The organism is Stenotrophomonas testudinis, assembly GCF_024499815.1.
GTDB lineage: Bacteria > Pseudomonadota > Gammaproteobacteria > Xanthomonadales > Xanthomonadaceae > Stenotrophomonas.
In genome coordinates this window covers 12,211-33,405 of sequence record NZ_JAMOKY010000024.1, presented here as the reverse complement: position 1 = coordinate 33,405, position 21,195 = coordinate 12,211, and the positions used below count along the sequence as shown (strand labels likewise).

The 21,195-nt window shown below is 66.9% G+C and carries 18 protein-coding genes; 4 read left to right on the top strand and 14 right to left on the bottom strand.

Annotation, left to right across the window (positions count from 1 at the left end; all coding sequences use genetic code 11):
- The first annotated feature begins 186 nt into the window (after positions 1–186).
- Complete coding sequence (locus NQ204_RS13415) at positions 187–1,044, top strand: endonuclease/exonuclease/phosphatase family protein (RefSeq protein ID WP_116863929.1); 858 nt, start codon at positions 187–189, stop codon at positions 1,042–1,044.
- Positions 1,045–1,060: 16 nt separating this feature from the next.
- Here NQ204_RS13415 and NQ204_RS13410 read toward each other — a convergent pair whose 3' ends face one another.
- The 7 genes from NQ204_RS13410 to NQ204_RS13380 form a co-directional block, all read right to left on the bottom strand.
- Positions 1,061–1,324, bottom strand: a complete 264-nt coding sequence (locus NQ204_RS13410; protein WP_256644121.1) for a hypothetical protein — start codon at positions 1,322–1,324, stop codon at positions 1,061–1,063.
- A 150-nt stretch (positions 1,325–1,474) separates the two neighbouring features.
- Positions 1,475–2,896, bottom strand: coding sequence for an efflux transporter outer membrane subunit (locus NQ204_RS13405; protein ID WP_116863931.1), 1,422 nt, complete (start codon positions 2,894–2,896; stop codon positions 1,475–1,477).
- Positions 2,890–3,627, bottom strand: a complete 738-nt coding sequence (locus NQ204_RS13400) for an SDR family oxidoreductase (RefSeq protein ID WP_256644120.1) — start codon at positions 3,625–3,627, stop codon at positions 2,890–2,892. Before NQ204_RS13400 ends, NQ204_RS13405 begins: the two co-directional genes overlap by 7 nt.
- 63 nt (positions 3,628–3,690) lie before the next feature.
- On the bottom strand, positions 3,691–6,861 hold the full coding sequence (locus NQ204_RS13395) for an efflux RND transporter permease subunit (protein ID WP_256644119.1): 3,171 nt from the start codon (positions 6,859–6,861) through the stop codon (positions 3,691–3,693).
- A gap of 127 nt (positions 6,862–6,988) precedes the next feature.
- Positions 6,989–8,209 carry an efflux RND transporter periplasmic adaptor subunit gene (locus NQ204_RS13390; protein ID WP_256644118.1) on the bottom strand — a complete coding sequence of 407 codons (1,221 nt, stop codon included), beginning with the start codon at positions 8,207–8,209 and terminating at the stop codon, positions 6,989–6,991.
- A gap of 91 nt (positions 8,210–8,300) precedes the next feature.
- Positions 8,301–9,071, bottom strand: coding sequence for an SDR family NAD(P)-dependent oxidoreductase (locus NQ204_RS13385; protein WP_256644117.1), 771 nt, complete (start codon positions 9,069–9,071; stop codon positions 8,301–8,303).
- A complete protein-coding gene (locus tag NQ204_RS13380; protein ID WP_108768549.1) occupies positions 9,068–9,295 on the bottom strand; it encodes a hypothetical protein in 228 nt (75 codons plus the stop codon). Before NQ204_RS13380 ends, NQ204_RS13385 begins: the two co-directional genes overlap by 4 nt.
- A 146-nt stretch (positions 9,296–9,441) precedes the next feature.
- Between NQ204_RS13380 and NQ204_RS13375 the strand changes: the two genes are divergently transcribed.
- Positions 9,442–10,470 (top strand): LysR family transcriptional regulator, encoded by a 1,029-nt coding sequence (locus tag NQ204_RS13375; RefSeq protein WP_108764812.1) that lies wholly within the window; start codon positions 9,442–9,444, stop codon positions 10,468–10,470.
- A gap of 41 nt (positions 10,471–10,511) precedes the next feature.
- On the opposite strand, the gene NQ204_RS13370 is transcribed toward NQ204_RS13375, so the two are convergent.
- Complete coding sequence (locus tag NQ204_RS13370; protein WP_256644116.1) at positions 10,512–11,396, bottom strand: LysR family transcriptional regulator; 885 nt, start codon at positions 11,394–11,396, stop codon at positions 10,512–10,514.
- A 119-nt stretch (positions 11,397–11,515) separates the two neighbouring features.
- On the opposite strand from NQ204_RS13370, the gene NQ204_RS13365 reads away from it, so the two are divergent.
- On the top strand, positions 11,516–12,241 hold the full coding sequence (locus NQ204_RS13365; protein WP_256644115.1) for an SDR family oxidoreductase: 726 nt from the start codon (positions 11,516–11,518) through the stop codon (positions 12,239–12,241).
- A 200-nt stretch (positions 12,242–12,441) separates the two neighbouring features.
- Here NQ204_RS13365 and NQ204_RS13360 read toward each other — a convergent pair whose 3' ends face one another.
- Together NQ204_RS13360 and NQ204_RS13355 are read right to left on the bottom strand one after the other, a co-directional pair.
- Positions 12,442–13,137 (bottom strand): YiaD family glycine zipper/OmpA-like lipoprotein, encoded by a 696-nt coding sequence (locus NQ204_RS13360; RefSeq protein WP_079221528.1) that lies wholly within the window; start codon positions 13,135–13,137, stop codon positions 12,442–12,444.
- A gap of 138 nt (positions 13,138–13,275) precedes the next feature.
- Complete coding sequence (locus NQ204_RS13355; protein WP_256644114.1) at positions 13,276–14,691, bottom strand: cryptochrome/photolyase family protein; 1,416 nt, start codon at positions 14,689–14,691, stop codon at positions 13,276–13,278.
- 108 nt (positions 14,692–14,799) lie between these two features.
- Between NQ204_RS13355 and NQ204_RS13350 the strand changes: the two genes are divergently transcribed.
- Positions 14,800–15,384 carry a hypothetical protein gene (locus tag NQ204_RS13350; RefSeq protein WP_256644113.1) on the top strand — a complete coding sequence of 195 codons (585 nt, stop codon included), beginning with the start codon at positions 14,800–14,802 and terminating at the stop codon, positions 15,382–15,384.
- A gap of 19 nt (positions 15,385–15,403) precedes the next feature.
- Here the strand turns inward: NQ204_RS13350 and NQ204_RS13345 are convergent, their stop codons facing one another.
- The 4 genes from NQ204_RS13345 to NQ204_RS13330 are packed head-to-tail and all read right to left on the bottom strand — an operon-like array spanning position 15,404 to position 21,058.
- Positions 15,404–16,018, bottom strand: a complete 615-nt coding sequence (locus NQ204_RS13345; RefSeq protein WP_256644112.1) for an inorganic diphosphatase — start codon at positions 16,016–16,018, stop codon at positions 15,404–15,406.
- An 11-nt stretch (positions 16,019–16,029) separates the two neighbouring features.
- Positions 16,030–17,379 (bottom strand): purple acid phosphatase family protein, encoded by a 1,350-nt coding sequence (locus NQ204_RS13340; RefSeq protein WP_256644111.1) that lies wholly within the window; start codon positions 17,377–17,379, stop codon positions 16,030–16,032.
- An 11-nt stretch (positions 17,380–17,390) separates the two neighbouring features.
- Positions 17,391–18,506, bottom strand: coding sequence for an NHL repeat-containing protein (locus NQ204_RS13335; RefSeq protein ID WP_116864854.1), 1,116 nt, complete (start codon positions 18,504–18,506; stop codon positions 17,391–17,393).
- A complete protein-coding gene (locus tag NQ204_RS13330) occupies positions 18,506–21,058 on the bottom strand; it encodes a TonB-dependent receptor (protein ID WP_305888405.1) in 2,553 nt (850 codons plus the stop codon). Before NQ204_RS13330 ends, NQ204_RS13335 begins: the two co-directional genes overlap by 1 nt.
- Positions 21,059–21,195: the final 137 nt, after the last annotated feature.

Here is a 21,195-nt window from a genome sequence, read left to right as displayed (position 1 = left end):
AGGGCGTGGCGATATGGCTGGCCCGGAACAGGGGCGTATCTTTCCCGACGTGTCGAAATGCGTCAATTCCATGCGACGGGCCAAAGGGCACGCAGTGTTCACCAGCCGCCCATCCCGGCACACCTCCGCCTCCCGTTCCATGGCATGCTCCGTGAAACCGTTTTCATGGAATGGAGGGATTCCACGATGTTGTCGCGTCTTCGCCGGCCCGCACTGTGCGCGCTGCTGGCTCTTGCTCTGCCTGCTGCTGCCTGGGCAGCCCAACCGCCTGCCCCGCTGAAGGTGATGTCCTTCAACGTGCGCACTCCCGCCGATACCGAACCCGGCAAGCGCTGGGACGACCGTCGCGATGTGATGGTCAAGGTCATCCTCGATGCGCACCCGGCCGTGGTCGGAACCCAGGAACTGGTGCAGGAACAGGCCACCTACCTGGCCGCGCACCTGCCCGGCTACCGCTGGTTCGGCGAAGGCCGCCGCGGTGGCGACGGCGATGAGCACATGGGCGTGTTCTACGACACCAAGGTGCTGGCCATCGAGGAGTCGGGCAACTTCTGGCTGTCCGACACGCCGGACGTGCCGGGCAGCATCACCTGGGGCAACCTGTACCCGCGCATGGTCACCTGGGCGCTGTTCCGCCGCCTGGACGATGGCCGTCGCTTCTACTTCATGGACACCCACCTGCCCTATCGCGACGAGGACGAGCCGCGCCGGATCAAGGGTGCCGAGCTGATCGCCAAGCGCGTGCAGACGCTCCCGGCCGACCTGCCGGTGGTGCTGACCGGTGATTTCAACACCGAGCCGGGCAGCGAGACCTACAAGGCATTCACCCGCGTGCTGCAGGACACCCGCACCCAGGTGAAGGCGCCGAAGGGCCCGCGCGAGACCTTCCATGATTTCACCGGCAAGGCCACCGTGCAGCTGGACTGGGTGCTGGTGCGTGGCTTCCATGCACGCAGCTTCACCACCGACGACCGTCGCATCGGCGGCGTGCTGCCGTCGGACCACTTCCCGCTGGTGGTCGAACTGGACTGGCCGAAGCCCTGAGCACATGCGGCCATCGCTACGGCGGTGGCCGCCTTCCCAGCAGGCGATACAGCGCCTGATGCTGGTCACGCGCCTGGCAGATGCGTGCGGCGATGGCCAGGAACAGGCCGATGCCGACCAGGCCGGGCGCCAGCAGCGAATCGGGCAGGCGCAGGAAGCCGATGGCCACTGCCAATGCGGCCAGCACCAGCAGCGCCACCACCGCTACGGACAGGCCTGCGCCAGGCAGGCCGGGATCGCCGAACAGCACCCGCTGCGTCGATCGCTTCTCGTCACTCATTGCCGCCGCTCCTTGGAACCTGCCCTATTACTTACTACGTCGGACCAGCGTTCCGGCAGAGTCAGAAACGTCATGGCGGCAGCGGGCCAGATGCAACAAAGGGACGGATGCCTGCGCATCCGTCCCTTCCTGGGTACTACAACCCTGCGGTTACTGCACCTGCGCCACGCTCGGCGCCTGCGGCGACTGCCCCCAGCCACCCAGTGCCTTGTAGACACCGACCACACTGACGTTGACCTCGGCCTCGGCTGCGGCCAATGCATCGTCAGCGGCCAGCTGCGTGCGCTGCGCATCCAGCAGGGTCAGGAAGTCCTCCGAACCCTCGCGGAAGCGGATCTGCGCCAGCGATTCAGCACGCCGCGCCGCCTGCGCCTGCTCGACCACGATGGCAAGCCGCGCCTGCTGCTTGGAGTAGCGGGTCAGGGCGTTTTCGGTGTCTTCCAGCGCCAGCAGCACGGCCTGCTCGTACTGCGCGGCCACGCCTTCGGCCTCGGCCTTGCTGGCACGCAGGCGTGCACGCACGGTGCCGAAGTCGAGCGCCGCCCAGCTCAGCGACGGCGTCAGCGACCAGGCCTTGTTGTTGCCGTTGACCAGGCCGCTGGCATCGCCGCCGAGGAAGCCGACGAAACCCGACAGTGACAGCCGCGGGAACAGATCGGCCGTGGCCACGCCGACACGCGCGGTGGCGGCGGCGAGGCGACGCTCGGCCACGCGCACATCGGCACGCTGGCGCAGTAGCTCGCGGGTGTCACCCAGCGGCAGTGCCTTGGCAAACGCCGGCACGTCCTGCGGCGCCAGCATCGCGGTCAGCACTTCCGGGCGCTGGCCCAGCAGCACCGCCAGGCGGTTGCGCGACTGTGCCTCGGACACTTCCAGCAGCGGGATGTCGGCCTCGATCGCCTTCAGGCGGGCCCGGCTGCTCTGCACATCCAGTTCGCTGCCGGCACCCAGTTCCCAGCGGGCCTCGGTCAGCTTCTGCGTATCACGCAGGTTTTCCAGCGTGTGCTGGGCCACCGCGATGCGCTTCTGCGTGCCACGCAGCTCGAAGTAGTTGCGTGCCACTTCGGCGGCGACCAGCACCTGCGCGTCGGCCAGGTTGGCCTGCTCGGCACCGAGGTCGGCGCGTGCGGCTTCTGCAGCGCGGCGCTTGCGGCCGAACAGATCCAGCTCCCAGCCCGCATCGAAGCCGAGCTGGTAGCTTTCACTGAACACCCGCTGCCCACCCAGCTGCGGATCGGGTTGCTTGCGGCGGTCGTAGCTGCCGTCAGCGGTGATGTGCGGGGCCTGGTCGAAGCGGCTTTCGACGAACACCGCACGGGCCTGGCTGACGCGGGCCACGGCCACGCGCAGGTCCAGGTTGTCCGACAGTGCGCCGTGCACCAGTTCTTCCAGCACCGGATCGTCGAACTGCGCCCACCAGCTGGCCACCGGCGAAGCGGTGCTGTACACCGCCTGCTGTGCGCCCTGCAGCACCACCGGCTCCTGCGCTGGGGCCATGTAGTTGGGGCCGACGCTGACACACCCGGCCAGCACCAGGCTGGAGATGGCCATCGCCAACGTGCGGATCACCATGGCAGCACCTCGCCCAGGTAGGTGAAGCTGCCGCTGGCGCCGGCTTCGCCGACCAGCGCCATTTCCACGCTGGAACGTGCGCCTTCGCTGATCTCGATTTCGCCGTTGCCACCGTTCATGTCGGTCTTCACGTAGCCGGGGTGCACGGTGTTGACCTTGATCGGGGTGTTTCGCAGCTCGTAGGCCAGGGCCAGGGTCCAGCTGTTCACCGCCGCCTTGGAAGCGTTGTAGGCGGGGATCTTGAAATCGTAGATGCCCGAGTTCGGGTCGGCGTGCAGGGTCTGCGAGCCGAGCATGCTGGACACGTTGACGATGCGGCCGGACTTGGCCTGCTTGACCAGCGGCAGGAAGGCCTGGGTGACCGCGACCAGCGCGAACACGTTGGTGCCGAAGGTGCGGTGCCAGGTGTCCAGCGACTGCTCGGACGGCGCCTGCGCCGGGTTCTCGATCATGATGCCGGCGTTGTTGACCAGGATGTCCAGGCGGCCGTGGCGCTGGCGCACCTGCTCGACGGCCTCGGCGATGCTGGCGGCATCGGTCACGTCCAGCTGGATGGCTTCCACCGGCAGGCCTTCGCCCTGCAGCAGCAGTGCCTGCTCCACCGCGGTCTCGCGTTTGCGGCCGGCCAGCAGCGTGTGCACGCCGGCCTGGCCCAGCTGGCGCACGGTTTCCAGGCCGATGCCACGAGTGGCGCCGGTGACCAGCGCGATCTTGTTCTGATGGGTGTTCATGGATTCATGCCTTGGTTTGGGGGAAGCGGCCGCCGCTCGGGGCGGCGACCGCGGGAGTGCATGTCAGTGATGGATGGTGGGCTCGCCGTGCTGCACGAGCTGGCCACCGCCGTTACGGGTGACGAACTTGCGCAGGGCCACGTAGAACACCGGGGTCAGGAACAGACCGAACAGGGTCACGCCCAGCATGCCGGCAAACACCGTGATGCCGGTGACAGAGCGCACTTCGGCGCCTGCACCATGGGACAGCACCAGCGGCACGGTGCCGGCGATGAACGCGATGGAGGTCATCACGATCGGACGCAGACGCAGGCGGCAGGCTTCCAGCGCCGCTTCAACGATGCCCTTGCCGCCCATTTCCAGTTCACGGGCGAACTCGACGATCAGGATCGCGTTCTTGCACGCCAGGCCCATCAGCACCACCAGGCCGACCTGCACGAACACGTTGTTGTCACCACCGGTCATCCACACACCGAACAGCGCCGACAGCAGGGTCATCGGCACGATCAGGATCACCGCCAGCGGCAGCGACCAGCTTTCGTACAGCGCCGCCAGCACCAGGAAGGCCAGCATGATCGCCACCGGGAACACGATGAAGGCAGCCTTGCCCTGGGTGGCCTGCTGGTAGCTCAGGTCGGTCCATTCAGTGGTCATGCCCACCGGCAGCACCTTGCCGGCGATCTCGGTCAGCTTGTTCATCGCTTCGGCCGAGGACAGCAGGCGCGGGTCGGCTTCACCTGCCAGGTCGGCGGCCGGGTAGCCGTTGAAGCGCAGCACCGGGTCCGGGCCGAAGGTCTGCTTGATGGTGACCATCGAACCGATCGGCACCATCTCGCCGCGATCATTGCGGGTACGCAGCTTGCCGATATCTTCGACGCTCTCGCGGAACGGGCCGTCGGCCTGGGCGATCACCTGCCAGGTACGACCGAACTGGTTGAAGTCGTTGACGTAGGCCGAACCCAGGTAGGTCTGCAGGGTGTCGAACAGCTCGGTGAGCTGCACGCCCTGGGCCTTGGCCTTGACGCGGTCCACTTCCGCATCCAGCTGCGGCACGTTGGCCTGATAGCTGGTGATCGGGAAGGCCATGCCCGGGGTCTGCGCGACGGTGCCCTGCATCGCCTGCACGGCATTCTGCAGCGCGCCGTAGCCCAGGTTGCCCCGGTCCTGGATGAACATCTGGTAGCCGTTGCCGTTGCCCAGGCCGAGGATCGGCGGCGGCATCATGGCGAAGGCGAAGCCTTCCTGCAGCCCGGCGATCTTCTGGTTGATCTCGGCGTTGATCTGCGCAGCGGTACGGCCATGACGCTCGGCAAACGGCTTGAGCGGAATGAACGCCACACCGGTGTTGGGCGTGTTGGTGAACTGCAGCGCGTTCAGGCCCGGGAACGAAATGGTGTGGGCAACGCCATCGGTTTCCTGGGCGATCCTGGCGACCTTGCGCAGCATTTCATCGGTACGCGCGATCGACGAGCCCTCCGGCAGCTTCACGCCGGCGATCAGGTACAGCTTGTCCTGGGTCGGGATGAAGCCCGGTGGCACCAGCTTGAAGATCATGCCGGTACCGACCAGCAGGATCGCGTAGACCACGAACACCGCGCCGCGACGACCGAGGATCTTCGAGACACCACGCTCGTACTTCTCCGAGCTGGACTTGAAGAAGCGGTTGAACGGACGGAACACCCAGCCGAAAAGGCGGTCGATGAGGCGCGTCGGCGCATCCTTGGCGGCGTCATGCGGCTTCAGCAGGCGCGCGGCCAGGGCCGGCGACAGGGTCAGCGAGTTGATCGCCGAGATCACCGTGGAGATGGCGATGGTGACCGCGAACTGCTTGTAGAACTGACCGGTGACGCCGGACAGGAAGGCCATCGGCACGAACACGGCGCACAGCACCAGCGCGATCGCGATGATCGGGCCGGACACTTCGCGCATGGCCTGGTGGGCCGCCGCGAGCGGGGTGAGGCCTTCCTCGATGTTGCGTTCAACGTTTTCGACGACCACGATCGCATCGTCGACCACGATGCCGATCGCCAGCACCAGGCCGAACAGGCTCAGCGTGTTGATCGAGAAGCCCAGCAGGTACAGCGCAGCGAAGGTACCCACCACCGACACCGGCACGGCGATCAGCGGAATGATCGAGGCACGCCAGGTCTGCAGGAACAGGATCACCACTAGCACCACCAGGGCGATGGCTTCGAGCAGGGTGGACACCACGGCCTTGATCGAGTCACGCACGAAGATGGTGGTGTCATACACCGCTTCGTACTTCACGTCGGCCGGCATGGTCTTCTGCATCTCGTCCATGGTGCCGATGACCGCATCACGGATTTCCAGCGCGTTCGCGCCCGGTGCCTGGAAGATGCCGATGCCCACGGCGTTCTTGCCGTCCAGCTGCGAGCGCAAGGTGTAGTCGCCGGCGCCCAGTTCAACGCGGGCCACATCGGACAGGCGCACGATCTCGCCATCGGTGCCGCTCTTGAGCACGATGTCGCCGAATTCCTTCTCGGACTTCAAGCGGCCCTGGGCATTGATCAGGGTCAGGAACTGGCTGTTGGGCAGCGGTTCCGCACCGAGCTGGCCGGCCGAGACCTGCACGTTCTGCTCGCGCATGGCGGCAACCACATCGCTGGCGGTCAGGCCGCGCGAGGCCACCTTGTCCGGGTCCAGCCAGGCGCGCATGGCGTAGTCACCGCCACCGAAGATCTGCGCATCACCCACGCCCGGAATACGCGCCAGCGCGTCCTTGACGTGCAGGCGGGCGTAGTTGCGCAGGTACAGGGTGTCGTACTTGCCATTGGGCGAGGTCAGGTGCACCACCATCAGGAAGGTCGGCGACTGCTTCTGGGTGGTCACACCCTGCCGGCGAACGTCCTCGGGCAGACGCGCCTGCGCCTGCGCCACGCGGTTCTGCACCTTCACCGCCGCTGCGTCCGGGTCGGTGCCCGGGCGGAAGGTAACGGTCATCTGCAGCACGCCATCGGAGCCAGCCACCGACTTGAGGTACATCATGCCCTCGACGCCGTTGATCGCCTCTTCCAGCGGGGTGGCCACGGTTTCAGCGATGACCTTGGGGTTGGCGCCCGGGTAGACCGTGCGCACGACCACCGACGGCGGCACCACTTCGGGGTACTCGCCGATCGGCAGCAACGGGATCGAGATCAGGCCGGCGGCGAAGATCACGATCGACAGCACCGCCGCGAAGATCGGCCTGTCGATGAAGAAACGGGAAAAGTCCATGGAAAAATTCCTGGGAAATGCCGCCGACGGGCAACAGCCGCCCTGCCCCTCGTCAGAATGACGAAGGCATGGAAGGCTGCCGCTGGCGCCGGCAGCTAAGCGGAAACCTGGATCAGGAGACGGCGGATCAGTGGTTCAGCGCGGCGGTGGCATCGCGGCCCGGTGCGGCGGCCGGCGGCTGCATCGCCACCGCCTTGGCCTGCACCGGCATGCCCGGCATGAACACCTTCTGCACACCGTCGATGATGACCTTGTCACCAGCGGCCAGGCCGCTTTCGACAATGCGCAGGCCTTCGGCGGTGCGGCCGAGCTGGATGTCGCGGCGCTGGGCCTTGCCATCCTTGTCGACCACATACACGTACTTGCGGTCCTGGTCGGTCAGCACGGCCTTGTCGTCGATGAGCATGGCCTGGAACTGGCCGCTGCCGAGCAGCTGTACGCGGGCGAACAGGCCCGGGGTGAACTGGCGGTCGGCGTTGTCCAGCAGCGCGCGGACACGGATGGTGCCGGTGCTGCGGGCCACCTGGTTGTCGAGGAAATCGACCTTGCCGGCGTGCGGGTAACCCTCTTCACCGGACAGGCCGACCTTCACCGGCAGTTCGCTGTCACGCTCGCTCGGGCGTTCACCCTTGCGGGCCATCTGGGCGTAGCGCAGGAAGGTGCTTTCGTCAGCATCGAAGTACACGAACACCTTGTCCAGCGAGACCAGCGTGGTCAGCACGCTGGCGCTGTCGCCGGCGGTGACCAGGTTGCCGGCGGTGACCATCGCGCGACCGGCACGGCCGTCGATGGGCGCGCGCACCTTGGTGAACTCCAGGTTGAGGCGGGCGGCATCCAGTGCGGCCTGCGCGGCCTGCACCGCAGCACCGGACTGGTCAGCCGCGGCGCGACGCTGTTCGGCGGTCTCGGTGGAGATGGCCTGCTGCTCGGACAGGCGCTTGGCACGCTCGGACTCGCTGCGGGCCAGGCTGGCCTGGGTGCGGGCGCGGGCCAGTTCGGCGGCGGCGCGATCGTACTCGGCCTGATAACTGCGGGCGTCGATGGTGAACAGGACGGCGCCCTTCTTAACTTCTTCGCCTTCCACGTAGTTGACCTTGTCGATGTAGCCGGAGACGCGCGGGCGCAGTTCAACGCTCTGCACGGCCTCGACGCGGCCGCTGAACTCGTCCCACTGGCTGATCGGCTTGACCAGCACCGGGGCGGCACTGACCTGCGGCGGCGGCGGTGCGCCGGCCTCTTCGGCATGGCCGCCACTGCAGGCGGCCAGCACCGCGGCTGCGAGGATCGACACGCCGGCCATCGCCAAGCGATGGCTGAAACGATGTGGGGTGGTGTTGGGGGAAGTCATGGCATGCATCCGTACGGAAGGGGTGGTAGTGCGTGGAAATCGAAGATCGGTGAAACGGCGGCGTAGCCTGCGACCTCAACGATGGTTGAGGTCAAGCAACGCCTGCGGTGTCGCGCCACAGCGGTGGCAGGTCGAGGTTCAACAGGCCGCGCGGCAGTTCCGCATCGCTGCTGTCGCAGCGGACGATGGCGCGGTTATCGCGGCATCCATCGAGCAGCGACACCACGCGGCGACCGACCAGCAGCGAGCTGGGCCACTCGATGCAGGCATTGGCCGCATTGGCCGGGGTGCACACGGGGCTGCACACTTCCAGCATCTGCGCGCGCACTCCCAGTGCCTGCGCTTCCTGGTGCACGACCTGCGCGTACATGCGCAGCGCAGCGGTGGTGATCGAGGTTTCACCGTAGCCAGCCCAGGGCTTGGCACCGGCGGGGCTGCCGATCATCACGTAGCGGCGGGCGTGCGGGTTGTCCTGCAGCAGCGGCAGCAGGTGGCGCACCGCGTGGGCATGCGGCATCAGGTCGGCCTGTATTGCACCCAGCAGGGCATCGCCGCTGCGGTCGATGACACGGCCGCGGTTGTACGGGCCGCCCATTGCCGCGACCACGGCCGCCAGCGGGCGCGGACGCTGCGCCACGCGTTCGGCCAGCACCCGTGCCGAGCCGTCATCGCTGAGCGAACCCAGCATCGTCTGCAGGCCGGGCTCATCGGCGAACAGCTCGTGCAGCGCCGCCAGTCGGCCCGGGTCGCGCCCCACCACCAGGACCGGACTGCCGGCCTCCAGCAGGGCACCGACCACGCCCTGGCCGACGGCACCGGTGCCGCCGAGGACCAGGACTTCGGGCGTCAGAATCCCATTCACGGGACATTTCCTCCCAAATCCGGGATAGTCCCAATTCGACGCAGTCGGTCGCCCTGCCGGGGGACCAGACGAATCGAACTGCCGCGCTGGCTACGGACGGGCGCGGTGAACTCCCGGAAATCCTTGTGTACCAAGGAACTGGGGCGGGCTTCCACGGTCATGGCCTGGTCCAGAGCGTTCTGGCCGGCACGCCGGAAGTGGTCAAGAATGTTGCGCAGGCTCATGGGGGACGAGCTCCATTTCACGAATGGCGCCACGATAGACCTCAAACCTTTACTTGATTAGTCCGGATTAAGGGGAATAATCATCCCGTCCCCGGTCCAATCGATCTGTCACGATTGTCCCATCCCCGCCGTCCAGGATCCCGACCATGTCCCACGATCTCAACGAGACGCTGATCTTCGTCAAGGTGGTCGAGCAAGGCAGCTTCATTGCCGCTGCCAAATCGCTCGGCCTGCCCAAGACCACGGTCAGCCGCAAAGTGCAGGAGCTGGAAACGCGCCTGGGTGCGCGCCTGCTGCACCGGACCACGCGCCGCCTCGGCCTGACCGAAGCCGGTTCGATCTATCACGAGCATTGCCAGCGCATCGCACGCGAGCTGGAAGAAGCAGAGAGCGCGGTGAGCCAGTTGCAGTCCGGCCCGCGTGGCTGGCTGCGCTTCACCGTGCCCTACGCCATCGGTATCACCTGGATCGCGCCGCTGCTGGGCCAGTTCCATGCGCAGTACCCGGAAATCCGCCTGGACATGCACCTGGGCAACGAGAAGCTGGACCTGATTGCAGGCGAAGCCGATCTTGCGCTGCGCGTCGGTGCCCTGCCCGATTCCAACCTGGTGGCGCGCAAGCTCGGCAGCCTGCGCACGCAGGTGTTTGCCAGCCCGGCCTATATTGAACGTTACGGCGAGCCGCTGCACCCGGAAGAGCTGCAGTTCCATCGCATCCTGGCCATGCGCAAGCCGTACCACACCGGCAATTCGCCGCGCTTCACCTGGCAGCTGGGCGAGAACGGTGGCGAGCTGCGCGATTTCCCGGTGACGCCGCTGATGACCGCCAACGACATGTCGGCGTTGAACGGCGCGCTGGTGTGCGGCGAAGGCCTGCTGCTGACCGGCGACGTGATGGCCAAGCCGTTCGTCGAATCGGGGATGGTGCGCCGCGTACTGGCCGGCTGGACCGGGCCGGAAGTGGATTTCAACGCGGTGTTTGCCGGCGGCCGCCTGGTCTCGCCGAAGGTGCGTGCCTTCGTCGATTTCCTGGTGGAGAAGCTCAACTTCGATGCCAACTACATGCTGGCGCAGTGCCCGGCGGCGAAGCTGGCACGGCAGCAGCAGGAGAAGGAAGACGCGGTGCTGGAAAGCAGTGGCAAGCGCATCCTCGAGAAGGTCACTGCTGCGGCATGACCGACGGTAGTGCCGGCCGCCGGCCGGCACGCCACCGCGCATCAACCCAATACGTGCTCGACAAGCGCGCGCAGCTTCGGTTCGGCCTGGCGACGGCTCGGGTAATACAGGAAAAAGCCTTGGAAGCGCGGGCAGTACGGCTCCAGCAGTGACACCAGTTCACCGCGCTGCAGCCACGGCCGCCACGTCTCTTCCATGCCGATAGCGATGCCAGCGCCGGCCAGCGCCAGGCGCACCATCACACCCATGTCGTTGCTGGTGATTTCCGGCTGCACATCGACGCTGAACTCGCGGCCGCGCTCCTCGAATTCCCAGCGATACGGCGCCTTGCCCGGCGCACTGCGCCAGCCGATGCAGCGATGCCCGGCCAGGTCGCGCGGATGCGTCGGCAGCGTGTGCTGACCGCGGTACGACGGCGCGCACACCACCAGCTGCCGCTGCCGCGCCGATACCGGAACGGCAACCATGTCCTGGGCGATGACTTCGCCCAGGCGCACGCCCGCATCGAAGCCCGCGCCGACGATATCGAACTCTTCATCGCTCACCGTGATATCCAGCTGCAGCGCGGGGTGCTTTGCCGCGAAGCTGGCCAGCAACGGTCCGGCGAGGAAGGCTTCGGCGATGGAGGAGACCGCAAGCCGCAGCTGTCCGGACACGGCGGCCTGGCGCCGTTGCGTGGCCTCCAGTGCGGTATCCAGCTCGGCCAGCGCCGGCCGCACCGACGCCAGCAGTGCCTGCCCGGCATCGGTCAGGTTGACGCTGCGGGTGGTGCGCAGGACCAGAGCGATGCCCAGCGCCTGTTCAAGCTTGCTGATCGTCTGGCTGACCGCGGATCGGGTCACGCCCAGCTGGTCGGCCGCACCAGTGAAGCTGCGGCACTCGGCCACCCGCTGGAACACGGCAAGGGCATTCAGATCGACGGGCATTGGTTAGCAATCCTTAACAGGCTGATCGGCAATCGCCATCTTATCGCGACAACGCGGGCGATCTACCTTAGCAACACCGGGTCCAGACCGACCCTTTCCATCCGATCAGGAGTCCTGCCATGAGCGTTTCCCGAACCATCCTCATCACCGGCGCGTCCAGCGGCATCGGCGCCGGCATTGCCCGCACACTGGCCCAGCCGGGTGCACGGCTGGTGCTCGGCGCGCGCCGTGTGGACCGCCTGCAGGCATTCGCCGACGAACTGCGCGGGCAAGGTGCGCAGGTGCTGGTGCAGGCGCTGGACGTGACCCAGCGTGCGCAGGTCGAGGCCTTCGCCGTCGCCGCGCTGGCGGAGTTCGGCAGCATTGATGTGATCGTCAACAACGCCGGCGTCATGCCGCTCTCGCCGATGGCCTCGCTGAAGGTGGACGAGTGGGACCGGATGATCGACGTCAACATCCGCGGCGTGCTGCACGGCATCGCCGCCGTGCTGCCGCACATGCAGGCGCGTGGCCACGGGCAGATCATCAACATCGCCTCGATCGGTGCGTTGTCGGTGGTGCCGACGGCCGCGGTGTACTGCGCGACCAAGTACGCGGTGCGTGCCATTTCCGAGGGCCTTCGCCAGGAACACCGCGAGCTGCGGGTGACCTGCATCCATCCGGGTGTGGTGGAAAGCGAGCTGGCTGACACCATCACTGATCCGGTCGCGGCAGAAGCGATGGTGCAGTACCGCGCCATCGCCCTGCAGCCCGATGCGATTGGCCGCGCGGTGCGTTTTGCAATCGAGCAGCCGGGCGACGTGGACGTGAACGAGATCGTGGTGCGGCCAACGGCGGCGGGGTGACCTGCCTCTTGTAGAGTCGAGCCATGCTCGACTGCTTTTACGGAGTCGAGCATGGCTCGACTCCACAGAAGGCGAGAAAGCGCGCGGTCGAGCGGCGGACTGTTCCATGGCGTGCCGAGCAAGGCTCGGCACCTACAAAAAATGCCGCCTGCAAGGGCGGCATTTTTGTTCCGGCTTCTCCGGAACCATACCGCTACGCGTTATTGCTTGAGCGGAATCACACGGATTTCCACGCGACGATTCTGCGCGCGGCCGGCATCGGTGCTGTTGTCGGCAATCGGATACGCCTTGCCGGCACCCAGAGTCTCGATGCGCACCTGCTGCACGCCCTGCCCCACCAGGTACTGCGCCACCGAATCGGCGCGCTCCTTCGACAGGCGGTTGTTCACCGCATCACTGCCGATGCTGTCGGTGTGGCCGACCACTTCGATCATGGTCTGGTTGTACTCGTTCAGCGTGCTGGCCACGCCATTGAGCGAGCCGTAGAACTGCGGCTTCAGCGCCGACTTGCCGAAATCGAAGGTGATGCCGTCCGGCAGGTTCAGGGTGATGTTGTCGCCCTGGCGCTGCACGTCGATGCCGGTGTTGGCGGTGCGCTCACGCAGGGCGCGCTCCTGGCGGTCCTGGTAGTTGCCGATGGCCGCGCCGCTCAGCGCGCCGATGCCGGCGCCGACCAGCGCGTGCTGGCGACGCTCGGTGGCGCTGTTGCCACTCAGAAGGCCTGCGGCCACGCCGACGGCGGTACCGATCAGGGCGCCACGACCGGTGCGGTTCTGCTGCTCGGTCGGGTTGCCATACTGGTCACTCTGCACGTAGGAGCCGCCGGTGGCGCACGCCGTCAGCGCGGCAGCGGTCATCAGGGCCAGGGCGACGTTGCGGGTGGTGTTGCGGATCATGATGGTCTCCTTGAATGCCGGCCAGTGCGGCGTGCGAACGACGCGGAGGATATACAGCCCGGCGCGATGCCGGGATGATGGATGTGAAGGCCGGACGTACTGCATTCAGCTTTCTGAGCCGGCCTTCATCTGCCCGCTTTACTCGCCGCCCGTGCTCCGATAGGCCGCCAGCGCGGCATCACGGCCAGCGGCCAGATCCACCAGCGGCGTGCGCGGATAGCCCGGCGCCTTGTCGGCCAGCAGCAGCGGATGCTGCCAGGGCGCAAAGCGCGCCTTGACCGGCAGTGTCCCCAGCTCTGGCACCCAGCGGGTGATGTAACGGGCCTGCGGATCGAACTTCTCGGCCTGGGTGACCGGATTGAACACCCGGAAATACGGCGCTGCGTCGGCGCCGGTACCGGCCACCCACTGCCAGCCCATGGTGTTGTTGGCCAGGTCGGCATCGACCAGCGTGTCCCAGAACCAGCGCGCGCCGTGCAGCCAGTGCGCGCGCAGGTGCTTGCACAGGTAGCTGGCGACGATCATGCGCACCCGGTTGTGCATGTAGCCGGTGTGCCACAGCTCACGCAGGCCGGCATCGACGATCGGCACGCCGGTGTTGCCGCGCTGCCAGTCATGCAGCTGCGCGCTGCTGGGGTTGGCCCACGGGAAACCATCGAAGCGCGGATTGAGGTTCTCGTTCGGCGTCTTCGCGAAGTGATGCAGCAGGTGATAGGCGAAATCGCGCCAACCGAGCTGGCGCAGGTAGCCATCGATATCGGCATCGGTGCCGGCGCTGCGCACGCCTTCCAGCGCATGGGCAATGCGCCACGGCGCGATCTCGCCGAAATGCAGGTGCGGCGACATCCGCGAGGTGCCAACCCGGTCCGGCAGATCGCGCTGCTCGCGATAGCCGCGCAGGGCGCCATCCTCGAACACCGACAGCGCCTCCAGCGCACCGGCTTCGCCCGGCTGCCAGTGCTCCCAGAAGCCGGTGTCCCAGTCGAGCGTCGGCGCCAGCTGCAGTTCTTCCAGCGCGAGGCTGTGGATCTTGTGGGCCGGCAGCTTCTTCGGCGCGGCCTGCAGCGCGGGCAGGCGCCAGTGGCTGAGCACGTTGCGCCAGTACGGGGTGAACACCTTGTACGGCTGCCCCTGCTGGGTCTCGATGTCCCAGGGTTCGAACAACAGGCTGCCATTGCAACTCTGCGCGTCGATGCCCTGCTCGCGCAGCGTGCGCTTGATGGTGGCGTCGCGTGGCTGGGTGGCCGGCTCGTACTTGCGGTTCCAGTACACCGCCTCGGCGCCGGTTTCCTCTATCAGTGCCTGCAGCGTGGCCGGGCTCTCACCGCTGCGCAGGACCAGCGCCGAACCGCGTGCGCGCAGGTCGGCATCGAGTGCGGCCAACGAGCGATGGCGCCAGGCATCCGACGCCGCGCCGGGCGTCCACTCGCCCTCTTCCTGCGGCGCATGGATATAGACCGGAACCACGTCATGGCCGGCATCGAGCGCGGCCTGCAGGGCCGGATTGTCCTGCAGCCGCAGATCGCGGCGGAACCACACCAACGCTACCGACACGTGCATCGCCTTCGTTCTGGATGGCGCACATGATAGCCAGCCACGGTGAAGGCATTGCACGCGGGTCCGTCTGCTAGGCTGCCGGGCCCGTTGCCGGAACGCCTCCGCATGAATGACCTGCACGCTGCCTTCGCCCGTTTCGGCGCCCTTCAGGCCCAGCACGAAAAAGACTGGCAGGGCCCGCTCCCGCTGCCGCCGGTCCTGGCCCGCTTCTACGCGCAGGTCGGGCCGCTGGGGCGCGAGATCAACGCCAAGGTCGGCCATGCCGGCATCACCCTTCCCGGGCTTGAGGTATGGGTGCCGCCGCTGCAGCGCCTGTGGAGCTACCAGGCGGGGTATCGCTGGAATGGCATGGACGGCGAGCCGATCGAGGACTGGCCCGCCAACTGGCTGGTCGTGGCCGACCTCGGCGCCGATCCCTTCATCCTCGACATGGACAATGGCCGCGTGCTGTTCGCGCGGCATGGCTGCGGCAGCTGGGAGGCCGATACGTTCGTCGACGACCTGCCGACTCTTATGACGGCCCTGGCGGCGGCCGGCGCAGTGTATCTGGAAGCCGGCGATGATCTCTACAACGATGACGACGACGGCGGCATCCGCGCCGAGCACCAGGAAGCGGCCGTGCAGGCGGTGGCCCAGGTGCTGGGCGACCGGATCGACGCGGAGTCATTCATCCAGACGTTGCGGGGGTGAATCCACGCATGGCGTGGATCTACTTTTCGAAGCGCTTCATCGCCTCGCTGATCAGCGCACGGGCTTCGGCGGCATTGCCCCAGCCATTGAGCTGCACCGGATTACGGCCGGCCGGCAGGTCCTTGTAGACCCGGAAGAACGCCTCGATGCGCTGCCGTTCGATCTCAGGCAGATCAGACAGGTCGCGGATGTTGGCGTAGGTCGGGTCGACCTTGTCGGTGGGCACGCCGATCACCTTCTCGTCGTGCTCGCCGCCATCGATCATTTTCAGATAACCGATCGGACGAAAGCGCACGATCACGCCCGGATGCAGCGGTTCGCGGGTCAGTACCACGGCATCCAGCGGATCGTTGTCACCGGCCAGCGTGCGCGGCATCGAGCCGTAGTTGGCCGGATAGGCCACCGGCATCGACTGGAAGCGGTCCACGTGTAGGAGACCGTCTTCCTTGATCTCGTACTTGGTGAAGCTGCCGGCCGGGATCTCCACCGCCAGGTTCACTTCGGCCGGGGCCTGCTTCGGCTGCGCGGCCAGGAACGGGTGCAGCACGCTGTCGGTGGCGGTCACGGCGCCGGCCACCAGCAACAGGGCTGCGCAGAGGGCGGCCAGCGGGGCGATGCGTCGAGTCGTGTTCATGCGATCGCTCTTCATTCCCAGCAACGGTCCGCCCGGCCCTTTGCGGTCTGCGCACGCGGGCAGTCGCGCGGAGCGATGCGGTCCTCGCGCAGTTCCACCCGCTGCTTGCCGCCGGCGGCATCGCGGCGCAGCTCGAAGGCATCGTACAACCGGCCGGTGACCGTGCGTGCTTCGTAGCGCAGGTGCTGCGGATCGATCTTCAGCACCTGGAACAGCTGGGTATCCTCGGCCACCGGATCCATGGTCCGGCGCGCCTCGTCGGACAGGCGGTACTGCTTCGGCCCAGCCACCGTCACCACGTACTGCGGCGTGGCGGCCTCACCCTCGCCGCGACGGCCGTAGGTGTGGTCGTGGCCCTGCAGCACCAGGTCAACGTCGTGGCGGCGCACGACCGGCAGCAGCACGTCGCGCAGCGCGGCGTTCTCGCGGCCTTCGCGCGGCGAATAGAACGGCTGGTGCAGCAGCACGATGGTCCACGGGTGCGGGTTGTTGGCCAGCACCTTGTCCAGCCACTGCGCCTGCGCCTGGGCGGTGCCCAAGTCGAGCGCGGAGGTGCCGTCGAGCACGGCCACGCGCACGTCCTGCACATCGAACCAGTAGGTGCTGCTGGCAGTCGCTGCAGCACCATTGCCTGGCAGCGCGAACGTCACCGGCCAGTGCCTGCCCAGCACGCGGCGTTGCTGCGGGGTGTCCTCGAACTCTTCGAAGTACTCGTGGTTGCCGATGGCCGGGGCCACCAGCGTTTCCTGCGCCAGCCAGCTGGTGGCGGCGAACCACTCACCCCATTCGTTGTCATCGGCGCCGTCACCGCCACTGACCAGGTCACCGGCGAACAGGCTCATGCGCGCCTCCGGTGCGGCCTTCTGCGCGGCACGCACCACGCGGCTGACATGGCTGAGGTTCTTGTTCTGGGTATCCCCGAAGTACAGCAGGGTCAGCGGCTCGCCGGCCTTGCCCAGCGTGCGCAGCTGGTTCCAGGCACTCCAGCTGCCATTGCCCTGCACGCGGTACACGTACAGGGTGTCCGGCTTCAGCCCATCAACCTCGGCGCGATGGTGGTGCGACACACCGTTCTCGGTCTTCAGCTCCTGGGTCTTCGCGCGCACCTGGCGGATGCCCTCGATGGCCGGCGAGTCACCGGCCAGGGCGATTTCCAGCAGCGGCGCCTGCACGCTGCCATTCGTACGCCAGGCCACGGCGAAGCCCTGGCTGGGATCGACCGACGGCGAGGCGACGATGCGGTCCGGCACGGTGGTGGCCGCGTAGTGATGGCTGCCCACCGGCACCTGGGTGTTCGGTTCGGCGGCGGCGAAGCCCAGTGCGGGCACTGCCAGCAGCAGGCCCAGCGCAAGGGCATTCATGCAACAACGGCTCATGCGCCACACTCCAGCGGCAGCGACAGCTGCTTGGCGATGGCTTCCCAGTCGAAGGCCACCACGCCCTGGTCGTCATGCACGGCATACAGCGCACCGTGCGGGAAACGCGGGCTCGGCTGCTGCATCATCCAGATACCATCGGTGTTGGCGACCGTGTTGCCCTGGAAGGCACCGACCGGCTTCAGGGTATGGCGGTCGAACAGGTGGAACACGCTGCGCTGCTTGCCCTGCTCGGTGGTGATCCACCAGCCGTCCTTGCCGCAGGTGCGCAGCATCACGCCCTCGGCCTGCGCCTTGAACACACCGCGGCCGAACGTGGTGCCGGTGAAACGGCCAGCCAGCGTGTAGACCTTGAACTCGCTGGCGTAGGTTTCGTCTTCCTCGGCGATCAGCAGACGGTCGTTGGCCGGGTCACCCCAGATCGACTCGACCACGCGCAGTGCGCCGGCCTCGCTGGTATCACCGATGCTGGCCGCCAGGGTCGCTTCGACCTTGGCACCATCGCGGGTGACGTGGTACTGGCGCACGCGCTTGTCCAGCTCGGCCAGCGGCGGCAGGATGTCCTTGCCCTGTGCGTCCTCGCCGTTGTCCCAGGAATCGGTGACGTAGACGCTGTAGCCATCGGCGCGGCGGTCGACCCACAGGCCATAGGGCTTGCGCAGGTCGTCGGCGCCGAACACCGCCAGCGGGGTGAAATCGGGCAGCGAGAACACCTGTACGCGGTGGTTGTCACGCTCGACGATCCACAGCAGGTCGTCGGTGATCGAGATGCCGTTGGGGCGGTCGAACTGACCCAGTGCGGTGCCGGCGGTGCCGACGTCGCGCAGGTGCTGGCCGGTGCTGCCGTCGTACACCACCAGCTTGTCGGTGGCCTTCGCGGTGGCGATCAGCCAGGTCTTGCCATCCGGCGCCTTCCAGGCGGCCGGCGAATCGATGTTGTCGTCCGGGGTCATCGGGCTGAGGAAGGCTTCGGCGATGGTCGACACCGAGCGTGCGGTTTCGGCCGGAGCCTTCGCGGCGGCATCGGCGCCGGCCGGAGCGGCCGCCGGCGTGCAGCCGGCGGCGAGGCAGGCGGCCATGGCGGCGGCCAGCAGGGTCATGCCACGCGCCATCACAGGGCCACCTTCAGGCCGACAGCGTAGGTGCGGCCGTACTCTTCCATCTGCAGGGTGCGCGAACGGGTGCCCTGGTACAGCTCCAGCGGCTTGTCGAGCAGGTTCTGCGCTTCGAAGTACATGCTGATGCGCGGGGTGAACTTGTAGTCCAGCGAGAAGTCGAGCTGGGTGTTGGGCGCGACGTAGATGTCGAACGCGCGGCCGGCACCGACGGTGTCCAGGTATTCGCTGCGGTAGACCGCGGCCAAGCGAGTGCTCAGGCCGTACTTCTCATAGCCGATGTGCGCGCTGTACACGTGCTTGGAAGCACGCGGCAGCATGAACTCCTCGCCTTCGCGGTCCGCGATGCCCGCATCGAACTTGGTATCCAGCCAGGTGCCGCTGGCACCGACCAGCAGGCCGTCCAGCACGCCCGGCAGGAATGCCAGCTGCTGCTGCCAGTTGAACTCGGCGCCGCGCACGGTGGCCTTGCGGCCGTTGATCGGGCGGGCCACGTCGAGGCCGTCGTAAGCCGGATCATTCTGGCTCACGGTCTCCACGATGTAGCCATCGATGGACTTGTGGAACAGGCCCAGCGAAACGATGCCGGTGCTGCCGATGTACTTCTCGACCGACAGGTCGATGTTCTTCGACTCGTAGGGATCCAGCTGCGGATTGCCCAGGCGCAGCGCTTCGTCACCGGCATTCAGCGCGCGGCGCGGCGAGATGTCACCGAAGGACGGACGCGAGACCGTCTTGTTGGCCGAGGCACGCAGCACCCAGTCGTCGGCCGCGTCGTAGCGCAGGTGCAGGCCCGGCAGCACGTTGGTGTAACTGCGGTTGGCCTCCACCGGGCTGACCGTGTAGCCGTCATCGTCGTCCAGCTCGACGCTGTTGCCGGTGGCCCTGAAGCGGGTGTTCTCCACGCGCACGCCGCCGATGATGCGCAGCGCACCGATGTCCCAGGTGCCCATCGCGTAGCTGGCGAAGATGTCTTCGCTGGCGGTGTAATCCTCTTCCAGCGAGGTCGCGGCGTTGCCGGCCACGTCCTGCGGACGCGCGGTGTAGCGGCTGCCGTTCTGCGCCCAGTAGGCGCGCATGGCCGCCGAGCTCATGCCCTGGCCCATCACGCCATGGCGGTGTTCCGGATCGGCGGCCGTCCAGCTGGCCAGGTCGATATCCGGGCCGCGGCGCAGTTCGCTCTCGTCCACATTGACATCACGGTCGCGCCAGCGGCCGAGAAGGCCGAACTTGATGCTGCTGTTGTCGCCGTCGAAACGCACGTTGATCTGCGCGCTGCGCTCTTCGTCGTTGACCTGCTTGGGCGAGATCACGAAGCGGTCGAAGGCGTAGTTCGCGTTGTCCATCCAGTCGTTGCTGCTGAGCGTGTAGGTCGGCAGGCGACTGCGCTGGTCCAGGGTGCCGGACATGTCGTCAGCAACCAGCTCGAAGCGCGCTTCCATCTCGTCGTTGACGCGCTCTTCGGTGCGGGTGTAACCGATCTTGTAGTCCACCACCGCGTTGGTCAGCTTGTTCTCGCCGCCCAGGCTGGCAGCAAAGGTGTTTTCCTTCTTGGTGCGGTAGCGCATGCGCTTCTGGATCGCATCGGCCGGCAGGTCGTCCAGGCGGTACTGGTCGGTGCCGGTGGCCACCATGTCGGCGTCATCGAAGTTGTAGATCACGCGCTGGCGGGTTTCGGCGTCGTCGAACTGGCTGTACAGCGTGCGCAGGTAGTACTTGCTGTACTCGTTCGGGCGCCAGTCCATGTTGAGGTTGGCACCGATTCGCTTGCGCTCGATCTCGTACTTGCGGCTCTGCAGGTTGATCGCGGTGACGTCACCCGGCTTCACGTCCTGCGGATCGATGTCACCGTCGAGATTGTCGTACTCGACTTCGGTGTTGTCCGACTCGAACCTGCGGTTCTGGTAGTTCACGCCCAGCGCGATGCCGAAGGTGTCGGCGAACACTTCGCTGTAGTTGAACGAAGCCTTGGGGCTGGTCTCGCCGGACAGCTGCTGGTGGCTGGCTTCGATCTTGCCGCGCAGGCTGCGGCCGTCGCGGTCGAAGGCCGAGGCGGATTCGACCAGCACCGCGCCACCGATGGCGTCACCCGGCATGTCCGGAGTCGGCGACTTGACCACGCGCAGGCGCTCGGTCGAATCGGAGGGAATGACGTCCAGCGGCGCGGCGCGGCTGGAATCTTCCGGGGTACCCACGGCGATGCCATCGATGCTGACGCTGTTGAGGTTGGCATCCAGGCCACGGATGACCACGAAGCGGCCTTCGCCCTGGTCGCGGGTCACGCTGATGCCCGGCAGGCGCTGCAGCGACTCGGCCACGTTCTTGTCCGGGTACTGGCCCAGGGCATCGGAGGACACCGCATCTTCGATGGCGTCGCTGCTGCGCTTCAGATCAACCGCGCGGATCTGCGATTCGAGCTGGGCGCGCACTTCGATGCGGTCCAGATCGACCGCATCGGCGGCAACCGCGCCGGTGGCGGCCAAGGCCTGCTCCCCGGCGGCCTGCAGCGGTGCTGCGGCCCCCAGCGCCAGGGTCACGGTGATGGCCATGGCCAGCGGAGTCTTGATGTGCACGGTGGAGCCCCATACCTGTGAAGAATGGGTCTGCAAGGTATGTCCGCAAAGTTGCACGGCGGTGACACCGTTCAGCACATTCATTGCATCCGGCGTGGGCTTCGCAGCGCCGA